The organism is Anaplasma capra, from assembly GCF_025628805.1.
Taxonomy (GTDB): domain Bacteria; phylum Pseudomonadota; class Alphaproteobacteria; order Rickettsiales; family Anaplasmataceae; genus Anaplasma; species Anaplasma capra.
Genome location: NZ_JAOTBG010000004.1, coordinates 1 through 18,974, shown reverse-complemented (window position 1 = coordinate 18,974; position 18,974 = coordinate 1). Strand labels below are relative to the sequence as shown.

15 protein-coding genes and 1 tRNA gene are annotated in these 18,974 nt (G+C 47.5%); 9 read left to right on the top strand and 7 right to left on the bottom strand.

Features of this window, described 5'->3' with window-relative positions:
* A partial coding sequence (locus OC187_RS01620) for a hypothetical protein (protein ID WP_263008524.1) occupies positions 1-436 on the bottom strand: 436 nt, incomplete at its 3' end.
* 740 nt (positions 437-1,176) lie between these two features.
* On the opposite strand from OC187_RS01620, the gene OC187_RS01615 reads away from it, so the two are divergent.
* Positions 1,177-1,506: a hypothetical protein gene (locus OC187_RS01615; RefSeq protein ID WP_262998277.1), complete on the top strand. Its 330-nt coding sequence runs from the start codon at positions 1,177-1,179 to the stop codon at positions 1,504-1,506.
* A gap of 61 nt (positions 1,507-1,567) precedes the next feature.
* Here OC187_RS01615 and lepA read toward each other — a convergent pair whose 3' ends face one another.
* The 5 genes from lepA to truB form a co-directional block, all read right to left on the bottom strand.
* A complete protein-coding gene (gene lepA, locus OC187_RS01610; RefSeq protein WP_263008523.1) occupies positions 1,568-3,412 on the bottom strand; it encodes a translation elongation factor 4 in 1,845 nt (614 codons plus the stop codon).
* A gap of 75 nt (positions 3,413-3,487) precedes the next feature.
* Entirely contained in the window at positions 3,488-4,285 is a 798-nt protein-coding gene (locus tag OC187_RS01605) for a methyltransferase domain-containing protein (RefSeq protein WP_262998275.1), read from the bottom strand.
* 5 nt (positions 4,286-4,290) lie between these two features.
* Positions 4,291-6,717, bottom strand: a complete 2,427-nt coding sequence (gene pnp, locus OC187_RS01600; protein ID WP_262998274.1) for a polyribonucleotide nucleotidyltransferase — start codon at positions 6,715-6,717, stop codon at positions 4,291-4,293.
* Positions 6,718-6,774: 57 nt separating this feature from the next.
* Positions 6,775-7,056 (bottom strand): 30S ribosomal protein S15, encoded by a 282-nt coding sequence (rpsO, locus tag OC187_RS01595; RefSeq protein WP_262998273.1) that lies wholly within the window; start codon positions 7,054-7,056, stop codon positions 6,775-6,777.
* 30 nt (positions 7,057-7,086) lie between these two features.
* The gene (gene truB / locus OC187_RS01590; protein WP_262998272.1) at positions 7,087-7,995 is read right to left on the bottom strand and encodes a tRNA pseudouridine(55) synthase TruB; all 909 of its coding nucleotides are present in this window, start codon (positions 7,993-7,995) and stop codon (positions 7,087-7,089) included.
* Between the two features lie 333 nt (positions 7,996-8,328).
* On the opposite strand from truB, the gene OC187_RS01585 reads away from it, so the two are divergent.
* The 6 genes from OC187_RS01585 (at position 8,329) to OC187_RS01560 (ending at position 15,738) form a co-directional block, all read left to right on the top strand.
* Positions 8,329-9,372, top strand: a complete 1,044-nt coding sequence (locus OC187_RS01585) for a rod shape-determining protein (RefSeq protein WP_262998283.1) — start codon at positions 8,329-8,331, stop codon at positions 9,370-9,372.
* 1,040 nt (positions 9,373-10,412) lie between these two features.
* A tRNA-Arg gene (locus OC187_RS01580) sits at positions 10,413-10,486 on the top strand.
* Between the two features lie 44 nt (positions 10,487-10,530).
* Positions 10,531-11,721, top strand: a complete 1,191-nt coding sequence (locus OC187_RS01575) for a dicarboxylate/amino acid:cation symporter (protein ID WP_263008522.1) — start codon at positions 10,531-10,533, stop codon at positions 11,719-11,721.
* A gap of 152 nt (positions 11,722-11,873) precedes the next feature.
* The gene (locus tag OC187_RS01570; RefSeq protein WP_262998270.1) at positions 11,874-13,064 is read left to right on the top strand and encodes a dicarboxylate/amino acid:cation symporter; all 1,191 of its coding nucleotides are present in this window, start codon (positions 11,874-11,876) and stop codon (positions 13,062-13,064) included.
* A gap of 8 nt (positions 13,065-13,072) precedes the next feature.
* On the top strand, positions 13,073-13,660 hold the full coding sequence (tsaB, locus tag OC187_RS01565) for a tRNA (adenosine(37)-N6)-threonylcarbamoyltransferase complex dimerization subunit type 1 TsaB (protein WP_263008521.1): 588 nt from the start codon (positions 13,073-13,075) through the stop codon (positions 13,658-13,660).
* 191 nt (positions 13,661-13,851) lie between these two features.
* Positions 13,852-15,738 carry a peptidylprolyl isomerase gene (locus OC187_RS01560; protein ID WP_262998268.1) on the top strand — a complete coding sequence of 629 codons (1,887 nt, stop codon included), beginning with the start codon at positions 13,852-13,854 and terminating at the stop codon, positions 15,736-15,738.
* A gap of 54 nt (positions 15,739-15,792) precedes the next feature.
* On the opposite strand, the gene OC187_RS01555 is transcribed toward OC187_RS01560, so the two are convergent.
* Positions 15,793-16,980, bottom strand: a complete 1,188-nt coding sequence (locus tag OC187_RS01555) for a pyridoxal phosphate-dependent aminotransferase (RefSeq protein ID WP_262998267.1) — start codon at positions 16,978-16,980, stop codon at positions 15,793-15,795.
* A gap of 343 nt (positions 16,981-17,323) precedes the next feature.
* Here OC187_RS01555 and OC187_RS01550 point away from each other — a divergent pair, with 343 nt between their 5' ends.
* Together OC187_RS01550 and trxB are read left to right on the top strand one after the other, a co-directional pair.
* The gene (locus tag OC187_RS01550) at positions 17,324-17,932 is read left to right on the top strand and encodes a peroxiredoxin (protein WP_263008520.1); all 609 of its coding nucleotides are present in this window, start codon (positions 17,324-17,326) and stop codon (positions 17,930-17,932) included.
* Between the two features lies 1 nt (position 17,933).
* Positions 17,934-18,908 (top strand): thioredoxin-disulfide reductase, encoded by a 975-nt coding sequence (gene trxB, locus OC187_RS01545; protein ID WP_263008519.1) that lies wholly within the window; start codon positions 17,934-17,936, stop codon positions 18,906-18,908.
* The last annotated feature ends 66 nt before the right edge of the window (positions 18,909-18,974 follow it).

The following is an 18,974-nucleotide window of genomic DNA, read 5'->3' as shown; positions in this document are numbered from 1 at the left end:
GACCTTCACTAGATAGCACAGTTGCAGCAGCCTGACTCGCATCAGCAATCATCCTATCTACCAACTCACCCAAAGTCTCATCTGCACCCCCTTCTTGTGCTTCCTCACCTTCTAGGGGAGTAGATGCTTCTTCCTCACTTTCTTCTAGACCTTCACTAGATGGCACAGTTGCAGCATTCTGATCCGCATTACCAGCAATTACACTATCTATCGGGTCACCCGAAGTCCTACCCGTGCCCCCTTCTTGTACTTCTTCACTTTCTTGGAAAGTAGATGCTTCTTGCGCTTCTGACAACACGTCACTGGAATCGCTTCCTTGCGCTGGTGGAGAAGCCGCACTTCCTCTCTCAACAATAACTGACTCTGTTGCACCAGGTACAACTGTGGACAAAGACCCCCCGCCAGACTGCGAGGGAATAGAACCCTGATCTTGCATAACACACACCGAATGACACACTGAATTTATTGGCAGGTACCTGCCCAACGGCACACGGGGCGCCGGAAGCGCACCACGCACGCGGGACAACCCGAGGCCGCATTGTAGCACATGCCACACATACGTGCAACTATTAAACTATATAGTTAAATTAGAAACAAATGGGCGTACTACTATCGTGAAATGCAAGCGGCCTATAACAGGCTCATACCCTCACATTAGTGGTGTGAAAAAATCGAGGTAATTCCGCACAATAAATATTTATGTAGTGTTGCTGATAGTGCAATTTTAAAGCTGCATGTACTCCCAGAAGAGGTAATCACTCACTATATAAAGTAGCATGCAGCAAAGTTTACTGTGCGCCGCACCCTGGACCGCGCTGGCCTTACATTGCAACCCATCCTTAATCCTGCGATACTTTTAAACCTTCCAAAGCCATAGTGTGTTACCGCCAGAGCCCTAGGCGCGATTCTTACTCAGCCCCCTGAGCAACACAACATCACAGTAACATACCACATCTAGGATCCGCAGCTCTTCATTACACCGATCATTACCTTGAATACCCATAGCAAAGATCACAGAAGCAACATCACTGAAGCACGTCGCATATTTACATTTATGGTATAGGTTAACAAATATGTAATCTAACGTATGATAGACTGCTTACGAATGTACACACTTTGCGGAGCGCAGCCATCTGGTTCTGTGCCTGGCCTTACGATTACATCTCAAGGAGAGTCATGAACGAGAACGATCAGTACGATACAGTGGAGTCAGTGATTGGTGACTACGTACACTACAAGATACTCACTGCTTATGTGGCCATGGCACTGTTAAATATGCTTCTAATGAACGCCGTCTGCTGCCTGCTCTTTCTAAACAAGATTAATATCTCGGGGAACGCAAGCGTGATTTTGCTGCAACCATTCGTGCTCCTCATTGCACTTGCAGCATTACAAGTAGCGGGCATGCTGCTTATGAGACCCAGGCTTCTATTTTTTCCACAAAAACCAAGAGAAATCTTTCAGATTTACGCGGTGGGCACACGCAATAAGGCAACACTTCGCTAGGACAAATGGCGCCACGCCTGCACAGGCACACCAACCTAGACGTGTAAGAACACACAACTGGTCAGTCCTTCATTTTTAGTGCCTGTATAAACGCGCTCTGAGGAACGTTAACGTTACCGATGGAGCGCAACCTCTTTTTTCCTTTCTTCTGCTTTTCTAGAAGCTTCATTTTCCTAGTTACATCCCTTCCGTATACCTTGGCCGTAACATCCTTTCTGTAAGGAGAGATAGTCTCCCGAGCAATGATTTTTGCCCCCACAGCGGCTTGAATTGCAATCTTGTACTGCTGTCTGGGAATTAGATCCTTGAGCCTCTCACATATCTCTCGCCCCCGGGACTCTATCTTGGATTTGTGTATTATGCACGCCAGCGCATCAACGGGCTCTGAATTTATCAAGATGGTAAGCTTGGATATCTCTGTTGGCATATAGCCTTCCAACTGCCAATCTAGGCTGGCATATCCCTTGGAAACGGATTTCAGAATATCGTAAAAATCAAATACTATTTCGGCCAAGGGAAGCCGGTACTTCAGCAGTGCCATGTTGCCGGTATAAGAAAGGTCTACTCTCTCCCCACGCTTACCGTTACAGAGAGTGAGTATGGAACCAAGATATTGATCAGGAACCATAATTGTTGCCATAATCCAGGGCTCTTCTACTCCCAGAATCTCATGAGATTCTGGCAGATCACTCGGGTTATGTACCTCTTTAACAGTATTATGTTTATCAGTAACTCTGTACACAACGCTGGGCGCAGTCGCCGTGAGGTCAAGGTCGAACTCGCGTTCTAGCCTCTCTTGCACCACTTCTAGATGTAACATACCCAAAAAGCCGCAGCGGAAGCCGTAACCGAGCGCAGTAGAGCTTTCCATGTCAAATGTGAAGCTCGAATCATTCAATTGCAGCTTCCCAAGTGCTTCGCGCAGATGCTCAAAACTGCCTGAATCCGTGGGAAAAAGACTACAAAAAACCACTGGGCATGTTGCCCTAAATCCAGGAAAAGGATCGCTACACCGCCTGGCATCCTCAGTCAGGGTATCACCAACTTTGCAGTCAGCAATCTCCTTGATCCCCGCCGTAATGAACCCTATTTCACCCACAGACAGGGAGTCCACAATCTGCTTGTGTGGAGTGAAGACTCCAACATTATCCACCTGATATACCGCCCCAGTGGACAACATAGTCACCTTCATACCCTTCTTCAACACCCCATCCTTTATGCGCAACAATATGACAATACCGAGGTACGGATCATACCAACTATCAACTAGAATTGCCTTGAGTGGAGCATTTACGTCACCCACAGGCGAAGGAAGCCGGTTCACTATCGCTTCCAATACGTCACTGATACCCATTCCAGTTTTTGCAGAAATTAGCAAGGAATCACTGGCGTCAAGGCCAAGAATCTCCTCCACCTGCAATTTCACTCTCTCTGGATCAGAAGATGCTAGATCTGCCTTATTGAGTACAGTAATGATCTCGTGATTATTTTCTATCGCCTTATACACGTTCGCCAGCGTCTGGGCCTCAACCCCCTGACTACTGTCTATAACAAGCAATGACCCCTCGCATGCAGCCAGACTTCTGCTAACCTCGTACGAAAAATCAACATGTCCCGGAGTGTCCACTAAGTTTAGGTAATACTCATTTCCATCTTTTGCTAAGTACGTCAGCCTCACGGTTTGGGCTTTGATAGTTATGCCGCGTTCCCGCTCGATATCCATAGAATCAAGCACCTGATCCTTCATATCCCGGTGCGACAGTGCGTTGCACGCTTCTATCAGCCTATCAGCAAGAGTAGACTTACCATGATCAATATGAGCTACAATCGCAAAATTCCGTATGGTGTCTCCACCCACTCCAAATCCACAAACAACGCCTTCTGAAGAGTTTATGTCACTATCCATTCCCTTTCAATGTATAATTCTAAAACGAAACTTGGCTAGCTACGGCTTCTGAATACCCCTGAAATGCACTGAGATTTATCTTTTAAAGACCTGTTTATTTCCCTTTAGCATGACAATTTCGAATTGCACCGGTGCACTAGTCGCACCATCCATGCCTATAGATCTCTTGTATAGGTTCCACGCTTTTTCAATATCACTTCGACTTATCGGCTCATATACCCTACGCAAAGTATTGCCCTCTCCCATGTTTTTGAGATCGTGAAATAGATCATAAAAGCTACTGTAGCTTATTCCTATTGTATGTACATCGGCAACCAGCCCCGAAAAACCACAAAGCTGCAACCACGCAAGCATGTCAGAGGTAGTATAAAAGGGCTGAATTCTAGGAACAACGCGCATTTTCTCAGCCTCAGCGGACATTAAAGCTTTTTTGACTTCGTACAGCGTCCCGTTACCAAAGGTTGCGGCAATAAGAATGCCGTTTTCCGCCAAGCAAGAGTGAATTTTGGCAAATACCTCAACTAACCCATTAACGTTGTGAAAGGAAAGATTGCTGACAATGAAATCGAAGCTAGCCTCTTTGAAGGGCAATGCTTCATCATCGGCGACCACTAAGTGCCCCTCCTTTACGCCAGCAAGTACATCAAAGGAAACATCGCACTGAACTACGCTGGAACCGCCCGGCAGCACACTTGCCAACTCACGCACCACCAGACCATCCCTACACCCCAAAACCAACAGGCGGACAGGACACCCCCGCAACAAAGCAGCCACCCTGTAACAAATAAGAGTAGCTGCTTCAGAAAAAAGCGCTACAGAAGCGCAAACTGCTGAGGCCCTATTGGACCTTACAAGCTTTCTATCGAATGACACTTAGCCTAAAAAAACCTAGGTTTCTTGTTGCCACCAGAAAGGTGCTGCGCCCCGTTACCACTTTTGTGTCTACCGTTACCATTGGTAAAGTCCGCATCGCTGCCATCGTGAGGAGGAGCACCATAGTACCCACTTCCTCCACTACCGCCGGAACTCCCAACATTACGACGACGCGCCGGCCTGCTACCGCCACCACCACTGCGCCTTCTTTCTCTGGCTTGGCCTACTGGGTGGTCTCGAAACCCAGAAGGAGCGTTGCCGCCAGCGTCGCCATACTGGGAACTACTCCTCTTGTGAGAAGAAACATAAGGCTCGCACTCCAGGAGATCGCCACTCTCCTGATCAACCCTGCGCATTGAAAGCTGTACATGATCTTTGTCAATACCAATCACTACAACCTTGACCTTATCATCAACGGCAAGCACATCAGACACCGAACCTATGCGCTCATTCTTAATTTCACTGATGCGCACCAGCCCCCTTCTGCCACCTAAAAAGCTGACGAAAGCACCGTACTTGGCAATCTCACTGACAACACCACTGAACACTTTACCTATCTCGGGCTCGGAAACTATACACGTTATCATGTTCTTCGCTTCCTCAACGGCATCCCTGCTCACAGCGTAGATCATCACGGTACCATCTTGAGATATTTCAATCCTAACGCCAGTCTTCTCACAAATTTCCCTGACATTCTTCCCGCCGGTACCTATCACATTTTTGATCTTGTTTTTGTCTATTACCATAGACTCCATCCTGGGAACATGCTCTCGCACCCCTGTCCTGGATTCCTTGATAACTTCATCCATCTTACCTATGATGAACATCCTGCCGTCCTTAGCCTGCTGGAGAGATTCACTTATTATATCAAAGCCTATACCCTTGACTTTCATATCCATCTGCAGGGCAGTAATCCCCTCCTTGGTTCCGGCAACCTTAAAATCCATGTCACCAAGGTAGTCCTCGTCTCCTATAATATCAGAAAGCACCGCGTGCCTATCGCCCTCCTTTATCAGACCCATAGCTATACCAGCCACTGAAGACTTGAGAGGAACACCAGTATCCATAAGCGCAAGAGAGGCCCCGCATACCGTTGCCATTGAAGAAGACCCGTCAGACTCAGTAATTTCAGACACAACCCTAATAGTATAGGGAAAATCCGCCTTTGCGGGCAGAACAGGATGGATCGCCCTCCACGCAAGCTTACCATGCCCTATCTCCCTTCTACCAGGGGGGCGCAAGGCAGCGGCCTCACCGACTGCATAAGAAGGAAAGTTATAGTGTAGAAGAAACCTCTCCCTGCGATCCCCATCAAAACCATCCACAACCTGCTCATCCTGCGGTGTACCCAGCGCAGTAATAACCAACGCCTGAGTGTCACCTCGAGTGAACAGCGCGGAACCATGTGACTTTGGAATCAAGTCGATCTCTATTTCGATATTACGAATCTGGTCAAGATCTCTCCCATCAACACGCTTGAGCGTATCCAAAACCCGAGAGCGAACTAAGGATCTTTCGAACGCCTTAATCGCCAATAGAATCTCTTGCTCCGTGCACTCGCTATCCTCACTCACGTGTTGCTTACACAGATCCGCGTACAAACTCCCCCTGGCCTCATCGAGCTTAATTACCCTGGTCTTCTTGTTGTGATCACTGTAAGCAACCGAAAATTTCTCCAAATAGTCGCTTCCTATACCAGAAACCACCTTTTCAATGTCGTGAGGAATAAACTCAGCAACATCCTTGGGACCGGCAACGGAGGCAAAGTCTTCTATCAGATCTATGATCTGCCCGCAGCTCTCGTGCCCAAACGCCAAAGCATCTAGCATCTCCTGCTCGGAAAGTTCAGACGCCTCTGATTCCACCATGATGACAGAGCTCTTGGTACCAGAGCAGAACATATCAAGACTACTACCAGCCAATTCCTCAGCTGAAGGATTCAATATATAGCGTTTCTCCTCCCTAACGTAGCCAACTTTCGCACCAGCTACCGGAGTGTGAAACGGAATACCAGATATGGCTAAAGCAGCCGCGGCTCCTATGAGCGCTACAGTCTCCGGAGGGCTAACCTGATCATACGACAGCAGATTACATACAATAACCACTTCGTCACAAAAACCCGAAGGGAACAGCGGCCTAATACTCCTATCCACCAACCTGGAGATTAGCGTCTCTCTATCTGACGGCTTACCCTCCCTTTTGAAAAACCCACCTGGGATTCTACCTACAGCATAGCTCTTCGCAAGAAACTGAACAGTCAACGGCAAAAAATCAACCAGTTCTTTGGACTTTTGCGAAACAACAGTTGACAACACGGAGGTTCCTCCATAGTCAACAACGACGGCACCATCTGCCTGACGGGCTACTTTACCACTCTCAATAACTAATTGCCTATCTCCCCACTCTACACACTTCCTCGTTATATCAAACATACTAACAATTCCTACCCTCTAAAAGGCACCCTCTCCAGGGTGCGATAAACTTAAAGATCAATGAAACACATCCCTTATGCCAAGCTTCTTCACAAAATCCAAATACGCATCACTTCCATACCTATTCCTGATATACTGAAGCCCCTTACGTCTTTTGCAAACGAGCACCATGAGGCCCCTTCTACAGTGAAAATCTTTCTTATGAATTTTGAGATGCTCAGTCAGATTCCTTATCCTCTCCGACAAAATGGCACACTGCACATAGGCAGAACCCGTATCTCCCTCCTTGACCCGATATTCGGAAATCAATTCAGATTTTCTAGTAGGTGTAATAGACATAAAAACGCAAGAACCCCCCTCACTAAAGATTTAGATATCAAAGACACGCATCGGCCTAGCAGCGCCATCTACAACCTTGCAGATAGCAACAGGAACGCCACCCACCTGACTTAGGTAACACATATCATAATTCTCAGTGGCGTACAAGCCATTTAAGCTGGTGCGCCGTAGACTTATACTCTGTCCATGCCTAACAGCTGTTGCCACCTCCGCGTCAACATATAATTTCGGTATATTCTCCATGGCATAACATATAGGAAGAAGTGCTTCGTCCAGTCTATCCTCATTTGCCAGCACTTCTAGTTGATCCAAAGTTATGGAATTTTTCTCCAAAAATGACCCCACGCTTTTTCTGTGCAACGAAGAAACATATCCGAGGCACCCTAGAGCAATACCTAGATCGCGCGCGAATGAGCGGATATAAACCCCTCGCTTACACTCAATTAGAAAGTCTGCGGTATTGCTCTCTTCATTTACGGATATCAAGTCTATCTTGATGATACACACTGTCCTGGAAGGTAGAGAAATAGCCTTGCCCCTTCTCGCAAGGCTATACGCCCTCACCCCACCTATTCTAACGGCAGAAAATGCGGGGGGGACCTGCTGTATATTTCCAATAAATCCACCTAACGCTTTTTTTATATCACTCGTATTCGGTTTTATATCACTCGTCCCAATCACTTCACCTTCAGCGTCATCAGTGGAACGTTGCTCCCCCCACTGTACCGTGACTGCATACGATTTTGGTGAATCAACCGCATAAGATATGGTCTTTGTCGCTTCACCCACAGCAATGGGCAGCACCCCCGTCGCCAAAGGGTCTAAAGTACCCGCATGACCGACTTTGAGATTAAAAATTTTTTTGATCATACCGACTACCTTACCGGAGCTCATGTAGAGCGGCTTGTTTATGTTCAACCACCCGTATTTCACCCTCATACCCCGCGACTATCCCCACGCTTTTCTTCGCACAACACCGATGTTGGCCTCACAAGCCTGTAGATTACCAGTCTTTATGGCTAAACAGCAGAAAAAACGCAAATACCACCTGCAGTTAGTGTAAAAAAAATTTTTCCCAGAACGTGCGTTTGACTCCATATGTGTTATAAGGTAGGTGCTTGTGCATCATGCGCCACTGGGTTTGCACGCCTGTGGGCTGAGACCATGTGGCAGCATGAGGCGGCTGGTTCATGCTTTGGTGTGGTTATGGTGGATCTGGATCTGTTGCCCGATGCCCTGAACGCAAGGGCGGTCGGGTTTTTTGAGCGGTGCATGCATGTGATATCCTGCAGCGGGCTTTTTGCGAGTGATATGGCGATTGACTTAGGAACAGCAAACACCTTGGTGTACGTTAAGGGTAAAGGCATTGTGCTGAACGAGCCATCCGTTGTGGCGATTTCGAAAGAAGGAGGCAGTTATATTCCCTATGCATTCGGCGCAAAAGCAAAAATGATGCTGGGAAAGACACCCGGAAGTATCGAAGCTATCAGACCATTGAAAGACGGAGTAATCGCCGATTTCAGGGGCGCGGAGGAGATGATAAAATTCTTCATCAGAAGTGCCAGTAAGCGTAGAACCATAAACAGCCCAACAGTGGTGGTATGCGTTCCCTCTGGTTCCACTCCAGTTGAAAGACGCGCTATACAAGACGCAGCCGAATGTGCGGGGGCAGGTGAGGTTTTCCTGATAGAAGAGCCTATGGCTGCAGCGATAGGTGCCGGCATGCCGATCACCAAACCGGAGGCGTCGATGATAGTAGATGTCGGAGGCGGAACAACTGAAGTAGCAGTAATATCCTTGGGGGGTGTGGTGTATTCTCGCTCGGTGAGAAGCGGTGGAGACCTGATGGATGAAGCCATAGTGTCCTACATAAGAAAGCATTACAATCTCCTGGTAGGCGAGGCAACAGCAGAAAGAATCAAGAAGGGTATAGGGTCTGCCTGCGCTCCAGAGTCAGGGGAGGGGGATACTGTCGTTGTCAAAGGTAGGGATCTCGCAGACGGAGTGCCGAGGGAGCTTCTTCTATCAGAAAGGCAAGTTGCAGAAAGTCTGGCAGAGCCCGTAGAGCAAATAGTATCTGCGATCAAACTCGCGTTGGAGTCTACACCTCCTGAATTGTCTTCTGACATTATGGATAAGGGGATCATGATTTCAGGAGGCGGCGGAATGCTTAGAAACCTAGATAGGCTGATTGCCGAGGCCACCGGGCTCCCAGTGGCTATTGCATCTAACCCGCTGTGTTGCGTAGCCCTGGGCACTGGCAAGGTACTGGAGGAAATGAACGCCCTGTCACATGTGCTCTTCAAACAAGACTGAGAGTGTCCGCTTCTGGTGTTGGTACGCGCAACAGCTCGTCCTAGCCGGCGCCGCTTGGACTTAGCCAGCGCGCTATCGTCACATGGTTGGCGCGCCCCACACTTGGCGGACATTGATTCCTCAGACGCACAAGTGTGCCTCCTTGCATCATCTCAAGACACGCCCTATCCTCTAGAGAAAGTCACCCCACGATCGCACTTAAAGCGGCTACTACCCGCAGTGGCATCGCCAGAAACAATCGTAGATGTCAGCCACACTTGAAGGTTTACCCTATGTAACGGCTAGTGGAAGAAAATTATCCCAAAGAAAGCATCATTACGCAGCGCGACTCACACTGGTAATTAGCCAACAGGCCACCACAGCACTACCCGCCAATTCCGGATTTATTCCTCTTATGTACTAATAAAAACACTCTGAGGCAAACGTACTGCAATTGCGCAGATATCGCACTAAGCGATCAAACAAGCAGACATAACAGCTGCGTGCGGCACTATGCTTCAGAGAATCTGAATCGCGTCTCTGGCCCCGTTACATAGCACCAAGTTTCCTGCTGCATTGGCGCACTAAGCGCCCCCAAAAAATGTACGGATGTATACAGCCACAAGATGGGTGTGCAGCAGAGCTGGCCACCCACAACCAGGCACCAGATTTAAACTGGGCCTCGCCATTTCTGTAGAGTTCATAAATGGCCAGCAATCGCGTTGTGTATCCGCAAGAACCAGACAGGAAAAACTCTACTCCTCCGAAATTAGCAACAATTCCGTGTTTAGCATGCTACGTAGAGCAGCAGGCAAATTGGAAGTGCCCAAGAGCTATCCACCGGAACCATAGCTGCAATTGCGCGCCAAACATGTCACACATAGACCGCGGGCATTCACCAAGCTTAAATCACGTTTAACACGTCTTCGTGGGTATAAAATCTGCAAGCCAAGTCAAAAGTCAGCCCCAAATCGAACTGGAAATTTCGCAGGGGCTTTGGCATTTCAAAAAATTTTGTTTACACAGATGCATTTAATATATAACCTACCGGTTGCTTAAATGCGCCCTTAGCTCAGATGGATAGAGCATTTGACTACGGATCAGAAGGTCGGGCGTTCGAGTCGCTCAGGGCGCGTTCTGCCTAGAATGTATGTCCCCGGCCTGTTACTGTTTTAGTGTATGGTTGCCAGTCAGTCACTTAAGCTTCTGCTGCTCTTATTGGCCCTGATAGGCGCGTTTTGTTTTGCAGACATTGTGCCCTATACGATTAGGTCTCTATGTTACGCAGCCAGCCTTTCAATCAAGGAAGTTTTGGTTTTTACGCTTCCATTTGTGGTATTCAGCGTGGTTTTTCACTCCACAAGTAAACTACGGGACGGTAGTGCCATCAAGACGCTGATCCTCTTACTTACCATGGTCACACTGTCAAACTCGGCTTCAGTAACTGTTGCACACTTCCTCGGAAGTTATTTATCCTCCTCTGAAATCCACTCAGTAACCTTGAGCACACAGAGTGGACACGTACTGGAACCCTTATACACCACTGTTCGCTTCCCATCCCCAGTAAGCAGCGCGGAAGCACTCTTTTTTGGCCTCCTATGCGGGGTCATACTACCAAAAATATTAGGAAAAAGATCCACCGACCTATCTGAAAAGCTGTATGACCTCAGTGTTTTTATCCTTAATCGAATATTCGCTCCTGTGCTCCCAATATTCATACTAGGATCCGCATTCAGAATGGAAAGCGAAGGAACGCTCGCCGCCTTACAAGACAATGCTGAAGTTATAGCCTACATTTTTGCCTTCACGTTCCTGTACACCGTGTGCTTGTATTTCGTGGGTAGCGGCTTTTCTCCACGAACAACCCTTAAAAACATGAGGAACATGTTGCCCGCTGTGGTAACCGGGCTGAGCACAATGTCTAGCTTACTCACCATGCCGGTGACTCTTGCTGCTGTAAAAAAGAGCACCAATGACTCACACATTGCGGACATATCGGTACCTGGTTCTGTAAACACACACCTACTTGGAGACTGCTTCACCTCGGTGATACTTTCGTCTATATTACTTGCAGCTTTCGGCACAGAGGTTGTCACCACTTCCGATTATATTCACTTTTTGGTATATGTCGTGCTGATGAAGTTCGCTGAAGCTGCAGTAGCCGGAACCGGATTGGTGCTCATGTTCCCGGTCATAGAACAATATTTGCATTTCTCGCCCACTATGCTTTCTCTAGCAGCCACGCTCTTTATCTTGCTTGATCCCCTACTTACAGCAGCTAACGTATTCGGAAATGGGGCATTCTCCATACTATTCATACGGGTTCACGACTTGCTCTTTCAGCAAAAACAAAATTCCGCCACCCATTAACGTGCGCTTTCCGTATATCACAACCTCGGAAATGAATAGTCAAAAATGTGTTTACACGAACAGACTTAGGCGATACCATCAGCGACCTTAGTTTCATCAAAATTCATGCGGCTGGCTCGGATCGCGCGGGTTTTTGGCTTTTAGGTAAATACATGTTCAATAAACACTCTATGAGATTCGCGTTCTTGGTGATTGTTGTGCTTTCCGCATTTTCACTTGCAGACCTCGTGCCTTATGAAATCAGATCTTTCTCCTACGCTGTAAGCCTGTCCATAAAGGAAGTATTGGTATTCTCGTTGCCGTTCCTAGTGTTCGGCATTGTTTTTCGCTCAGTTAGTAGGCTACAAAGCGGTAACGCAGCGAAAACGGTAGTGCTGCTAATTGCTATGGTGGCGCTCTCGAATTCCGCTGCTGTATCTTCGGCTTACTTCATCGGAACGCATATCGCATCCATTAGCAAAACCATAGTGCTGCGAGACCAGGTGGCTGACGGTGGGCTTGTACCCACATATGCGTTTCACCTGCCACCTATCATAAGCAGCATCAAAGCCGTGATTGCGGGGTTTATGTGCGGAATTATCCTACCAAAGATTTCCGCACAAAAATCCGATTGGCTCTCAAGCACCTTGTCGGGTATGAGTTCGTTTGCTCTAGAAAAGGTATTTGCACCCATCATTCCTGTTTTTATCGTCGGGCTCGCATTTAAAATGCAGAGTGAGCATATGTTACACGTACTTCGCGACAACACTGAAGTGGTGTGCTACATGTTCTTCGCGGTATTAACCTATGTTGTTCTGTTCTATTGCTTGGGTGCACGGTTCATAGTTCGTAAAGCTGTATCAACGCTTAAAAACATGCTGCCAGCGGCACTTGTCGGCTTTACTACCATGTCCAGTCTTATCACCTTACCTCTGATTATGAAATCAACAAGGAAGGACTCTGAAAGTCCAGAAATCGTTGACATGGCGGTACCAGCCGTAATCAACATACACATGTTGGGAGATTGCTTTTTCATAATAATCATGTCTCTTGTGATCTCAAGCATGTTTGGCGGCACCGGGCACATCACTACTTCTGATTCGATTTCTTTCATGCTCTATTTTCTGATATCTATGTTTGCAATCGTGGCGGTACCTGGAGGTGGTGTCATAGTAATGTTGCCAATCATCGAAAAGTACCTGCACTTTTCCCCTACGATGTCATCCCTCATAACCACGATGTATGTTTTGTTTGATCCCATGATCACAGTAACGAACGTTCTGGGTAACGGCGCATTTGCAACGTTATTCACCAAAGTTCACAGACTATTATGTCGTGAAAAACAGGTAGAGGTCGTACAGTAGTGAAGATTATGACATTGGACACCTCAGGTACTCAATGTGCAGTGGCAGTGTTTGATGCAGACAAGCAAGAGTTTTTTGAGGTGGTTAGCCCTCTACACAATAAGCATGCCGAATCTCTGTTCTCTCTGATTGATGCCGCGCTTGCAGATTCTGGGTGCATGTGCGCCGATCTCGCGCACATGGTGGCAATTGTTGGCCCTGGCAGCTTTACTGGACTGAGGGCATCTTTGGCCGTTTTACAGGGATTCCGCCTGGCAACAAACATTCCCGTGCACGGAGTAAACCTGCTAGAGCTCCAGGCATACTTAATATCGAAACACAGCAGCTATACGGATGAAAACATACTATCCGTAGTAGATCTGTCATATGAGGACATGGTATACTATCAAGTTTTCAGTAGCACACTACTCCCTGTTACCAATGCAGCTATAGCCGCACGAAATTCAATATCTGAAGACGGATACGCCACTCGTAGCCAATTCAAAATGCCTGATTACACAAACGCCAGAATTGCGGCTGAGTATCTGGTGCACAAACTATCGAATAAGTTGCCAGAAACTCCACTCACCCCTGTTTATTCACGTTCCTACACCTAGACACAAACCAAAATCATAACCGCGCGCAATAGCCATGGTAAACTTCAATAAATACAACATAAAGTGCCCTTAAACTCCCGGTATTTTACGGCAAAATCACATCGTTTTATCTCAGCTCCATGAGAAAAAACTTGCGGATTCTTATGGCTTGATATATTCCTCGGGGATAGTCGGTCTGCTGGTTGCTTGTTATGAGGCTCAGGAACGTTTTCGTGGGAATAGTCCTCACCGCAGTGGTGTGCGCTGTTGTATTCGTGACGTTTGGCGGCATGTTGCCTTTCGGCAGCGCTATGAGCGACAGATGCGTAGCAAAAGTAGGCTCGAGTTGTTTGTCTTTTAAAGATTATAGCGCCGCTTACCAGGGGGAGCTGTCCTATATAGAGAGTGTAATAAATCAGAAGTTATCTGAAGACGATATAAAGCGGTTTGGCGTTAAGGAGATGACCTTGGGCCGCATGATAGATGACATGGCACTAGAGAAATTCGCAAAGGAATTGCGTTTTCAGGTTAGCAGCAAAAGTATAAGAGATCTGGTGGGGGACATGCCCGTGTTTCAGGGTAAGAACGGCAAGTTTGATGAGCAGAGATTCAGGGACTTGCTATCTGATGCTGGAATAACTGAGGCGTCCTACATCGGGAAAGTGCGGGCTTCTCTTCCTGCGTTCGTGCTGTCAGAATGCATATTTCCAAGGTCCGGTCCCGCATACTTGCAGCACTATGCCGAGCTCGCAAAGGACGTACTTAGAGGCATCATGCAGTCTCGTACAGTTGACGTAGTAGAAATTTCTCCTGATGCTATACAAGACCCCCCGGCGCCAGCAGATAGCGACCTGGAAGTGATGTACAACGATGGGGTCAAGAATGGCGATCTCACGATGCCCGAGTACAGAAGCGCAAAATACATGATTGTAAGCGAGGATGACTCGCTGGATGAGGTTGTCGCCTCGGATAGCGAGGTTGAGAACGAAATCAAAAATAGCGAGCTACACGATCAGAGGGATGTGCTGAATCTTGTTTTTCCTAGCGAGAGTGAGGCGATTGCCGCTTTTAAATCCCTAAAAGAGGGAAAGACGTTCGAGTCTGTAGTGAAAGAAGTAGGGACCACAGTGGAGGCAATTACCCTGAAGAACGTCACCAAGGAGCTATTGCCAGTTGAGGTGAGAGGTGCCATATTCGCTCTCAATGATGGAGAAGTGAGTGAGGTTTTCCGGAGTGTCGTGGGTTGGCACATAATGAAGATCCTAAATAGGCATAAAATCTCCAAAAAAGACCTGGAGAAGCTTAAGGAAAAAGTGGCTTTGGGTATAAGAAGACAGAAAGCTCGGGAGTTATTTTCCACAAACATAAGAAAAGCCAATGAAATTATCAGCCGAGGTGCCACTGAATTCTCCGAAGTAGAAAGCATCTTCAAGAAGCCCTCTAGCGGATTCTTACAGAACTTCGATATCAGCGGCAATGATGCTGAGGGTAGAAGGCATGAGTATGCAGAGGGAGCATCCTTTCCAGCGTTAATCGAGGCTTTGCCAGCTCTTGCGTTCTCCTCGCAAGTGGACAAGCCGTCACACTTCGTCAGCATAGGTAATGCATATTTTAGTGTGATAGTGACAAGTGTCGTACCAACGCGAACTAGGACCTTGGAGGAAAGCAAATCGTTGTTGTTAGAGAAGTGGAAAAATACCTTCGTATTGGGTGAAATGCGTAAGCTCGCTAGTAATTTTGCAGCGAAATTAAAAGCGGGGGAAAGTCTTCAAAATGCCAAAGGGATAACAACAAAAAAGGGTGAAAGTATAAGCAGAGAAGGCAAAAAGAGTAAAAATACCTATCCTGGCGACCTTGTGGACCGAGTGTTTGACATGAATGTTGGTGATGTGAGCGATGGTATTTTAGGGGAACACAAGGTTTTCGTGGTGATGCTTAAAGAGATTAAGACACCTGACAAGGTTGATGATAAGGAACTGAAGGAGTTTCAGAACCACTTCGTAGGCAGCGCTATGTCAGCAATAAGGGGACAGCTGCTAAACCGACTCACAAATAAGTACAAAGTGAGGGTGAACAGAAAGTTGCTTGAGAGAATTTAGGGGTCTCCCCTGCCCTTGAATACGTAAGACTCGTCTTTTGTTGCTTACACTGGATCAGAGCAGCGCGGCACAGGCGGAGACAATTCTCCGACAAGCTTCGGACAGTTTGTCATCTGCGAGCGCATACGAAATTCTGAAAAAGTTTGGCGCACCGAACGCTACACCCGGGACAACGGCAACCTTGTGTTTGAGCAAATATTTCGTGAAATCCGTATCATCTGAGATTACAGTATCCTCCACTCTCTTACCAATCGCTCCCTTGCATGACACAAAAACATAGAACGCACCCTGAGGGAGGGTAGCTGAGAGAATCTTGGAATCCCCTACAGCCTTCATAACCATGTCACGCCTCCTGGAAAACGCCTTGATCCTATCATCTAAGAAACTACTGTCACCCAACAAAGCAGCAACTGCGGCAAACTGAGCTATAGAATTTGCTGCGGTCGTGCTCTGAGACTGTACGGTGGAAACCGCCTGTATTACATTAGCATCACCTGCTATATAGCCTATCCTCCATCCGGTCATCGCATGCGATTTTGACACTCCATTAACAATGAACACCCGGTCATATAGAGAGCTCTCGACCTGTAAAATATTCACAAATTCGGCATCGTAGACTAGTTTCGCATATATATCATCTGTCACAATGTGCACCATGGGATGCTTCAGCAGCACGTCGGCAATTGCGCGCAGATCGCCCCTGGAATAGACAACACCCGTAGGATTCGACGGAGAATTGATGACTAGCCACTTAGTTTTTGGCGTTATTGCACTCTCAAGTAGCTCAGCAGTAATCTTAAACGTCTCTCCACAATCAACAACCACTGGTTTCCCCCCGGACATACTCACTATATCTGTGTACGAAACCCAGTACGGCGCAGGTATTATAACCTCGTCACCAGGATTCAGTGTGGCCATAAACAGGTTATAGAGACATTGCTTTGCTCCGGAGCCTATTAAGATCTGATTTGCAGAATAATGTAGGCTATAGTCTGACTTCATACTTTGGGCAACCGCCCCTCTGAGTTCCGGTATACCCTCAACTGGTGCATATTTAGTTTTGCCAGCATTGATGGCGGCAATGGCAGCCTGCTTAACATGGTCTGGAGTGTCAAAATCCGGCTCCCCAGCACCCAGCGATATTATATCCACTCCTTGGGATTTAAGCTCCGCAGCAAGCCTGCTAACTTCCAAAGTTGGAGAAGGTCTTATGCAGCTCATCCTTTCACTTATCACGAACATACCCACCCATACAAACCCAACATAGCAAGGTTACCCGATTGTGCAGACACAACCGCCAACTTGCCTCGAATACCGAAGGCAGTGCCATAGCATCAAACCCAGACATTATCACAATAATGCGCCCCAGCTGCAATTACTTATAGTGCACACAAATCCACCACTGTAAATTTACCCATTGAACCGCAAGCCTTGCAAATAACAACTCATGACAAGCTCTGTGTTAGCACATATACAATTGAGACATATACAACGTTTTACGTAGCGCAAAATCGCTAAAAACTCATTGTTGAGCACCCAACATTTGTAGTATTATCCCCTGAGGTTGTTTTTGCAGAGAATTTTTATGAATTTGGTAACAAAACAGGCCATAGACTTTACTGCTAGGGCTGTTATGTCTGACGGAAGCGTGCGCGACTTGAATCTGAGTGAATATGCAGCTGGTAAGTACGTAGTCCTCTTCTTCTACCCCAGGGATTTTACCTTTGTATGCCCTACCGAGGTGTTGTCTCTGCATGGCAGGGTTCCTCAGTTTACTGCCCGCAATACCGAGATCATTGGGATAAGCACAGATTCTGAGTTCGCACATAGCCACTGGCGCAACACTCCAGTAGAAAAGGGGGGGATAGACATGGTGAGCTTCCCGTTAGTCGCCGACGATTCGCACGCCATATCAGAAAGTTATGGAGTTCTGCATGACAACAAGGTTGCCCTTAGAGCTACCGTGATAATAGATGAGAATTTCACGGTGCGCCACCATTCGGTCAATGATTTACCGATAGGAAGAAATATAGACGAATTGCTCAGAATAGTGGATGCAATAGCACACCACAAAGAACGGGGGGAAGTGTGTCCTGCAGGATGGGCCAAAGGAAAAGCAGCCATGGAGGCCACACAGCACGGTGTTGAGCACTATTTGCAGTCTCATGCAGACAGCCTGGGACCTCAGGAGTAGCATGGAGAACGATCAACAGGTTAAGCAGCCTGTCAAAGTGTTGATAATGGGTTCTGGAGCTGCTGGGTACACTGCGGCTATTTATGCCGGGAGGGCGAATTTGGAACCACTTCTGGTAACTGGTATGCAGCCGGGAGGGCAGTTGACGATAACAACTGACGTGGAAAACTACCCGGGGTTCCCATTAGTACAGGGCCCAGAGCTCATGGAGCAAATGAAGCAACAGGCGCTGCACTGCGGCGCCTCCGTGATTATGGATGAGATAACTGAAGTGGATGCTGGCGTCTATCCGTTCAGGTGCACCAGTATGTTTGGAGAAGTATACAGCGCCTACAGCATAATTGTTGCCACTGGGGCACAGGCCAAATGGCTAGGTATAGAGAGTGAACAGTCCTTCATGGGTAAGGGGGTGTCCGCCTGCGCCACTTGCGATGGAGCGTTTTTTAAGGATGAAGTGGTTACGGTTGTTGGAGGCGGAAACACAGCAGTTGAAGAGGCAATATATTTGACCAGAAGCGCCAGCAAGGTATTCCTGGTTCATAGGAGAGACAAATTGCGCGCCGAAGCCGTGATGCAAAACAGACTATTCAAAAATGACAAGATCGAAGTCGTATGGAACAGTGTTGTAAAGGAAGTACTAGGCGACAAGGAAAACAAGAAAGTGGGCGCCGTACTGCTTGAGTCCACACAAGACGGAAGTACTAGGGTTCTAGAAACCTCTGGCTTATTCATAGCAATAGGTCACAAGCCCCACACCAAGGTACTGGCTAACATGCTGGGACACAAGGTGGAGCTAGATGCAGAGGGTTACGTTGTGACTACCCCTGACAGCACCGCAACTAGCTGCCCGGGAATATTCGCCGCTGGTGATGTGCGCGACAAGGTGTATCGCCAAGCTGTAGTTGCTGCTGGTTCTGGGTGTATGGCGGCGCTAGATGCGGAAAAATTTCTCTCAGAGCGCGGAATCACCTCTTGATCTGTACATCAATAAATTGTTACATGATTTCGCTGTACAATTGTATGGGTGGATTTCTTACCCGAA

Excerpts from the sequence above, each read along its gene's own strand:
- OC187_RS01550 (WP_263008520.1), top strand. The coding sequence starts at position 17,324 with ATGAATTTGGTAACAAAACAGGCCATAGACTTTACTGCTAGGGCTGTT.
- OC187_RS01560 (WP_262998268.1), top strand. The coding sequence starts at position 13,852 with ATGAGGCTCAGGAACGTTTTCGTGGGAATAGTCCTCACCGCAGTGGTG.
- rpsO (WP_262998273.1), bottom strand. The coding sequence starts at position 7,056 with ATGTCTATTACACCTACTAGAAAATCTGAATTGATTTCCGAATATCGG.
- truB (WP_262998272.1), bottom strand. The coding sequence starts at position 7,995 with ATGAGGGTGAAATACGGGTGGTTGAACATAAACAAGCCGCTCTACATG.
- OC187_RS01585 (WP_262998283.1), top strand. The coding sequence starts at position 8,329 with ATGCATGTGATATCCTGCAGCGGGCTTTTTGCGAGTGATATGGCGATT.
- tsaB (WP_263008521.1), top strand. The coding sequence starts at position 13,073 with ATGACATTGGACACCTCAGGTACTCAATGTGCAGTGGCAGTGTTTGAT.
- OC187_RS01555 (WP_262998267.1), bottom strand. The coding sequence starts at position 16,980 with ATGTTCGTGATAAGTGAAAGGATGAGCTGCATAAGACCTTCTCCAACT.
- trxB (WP_263008519.1), top strand. The coding sequence starts at position 17,934 with ATGGAGAACGATCAACAGGTTAAGCAGCCTGTCAAAGTGTTGATAATG.
- lepA (WP_263008523.1), bottom strand. The coding sequence starts at position 3,412 with ATGGATAGTGACATAAACTCTTCAGAAGGCGTTGTTTGTGGATTTGGA.
- OC187_RS01570 (WP_262998270.1), top strand. The coding sequence starts at position 11,874 with ATGTTCAATAAACACTCTATGAGATTCGCGTTCTTGGTGATTGTTGTG.
- pnp (WP_262998274.1), bottom strand. The coding sequence starts at position 6,717 with ATGTTTGATATAACGAGGAAGTGTGTAGAGTGGGGAGATAGGCAATTA.
- OC187_RS01575 (WP_263008522.1), top strand. The coding sequence starts at position 10,531 with ATGGTTGCCAGTCAGTCACTTAAGCTTCTGCTGCTCTTATTGGCCCTG.
- OC187_RS01615 (WP_262998277.1), top strand. The coding sequence starts at position 1,177 with ATGAACGAGAACGATCAGTACGATACAGTGGAGTCAGTGATTGGTGAC.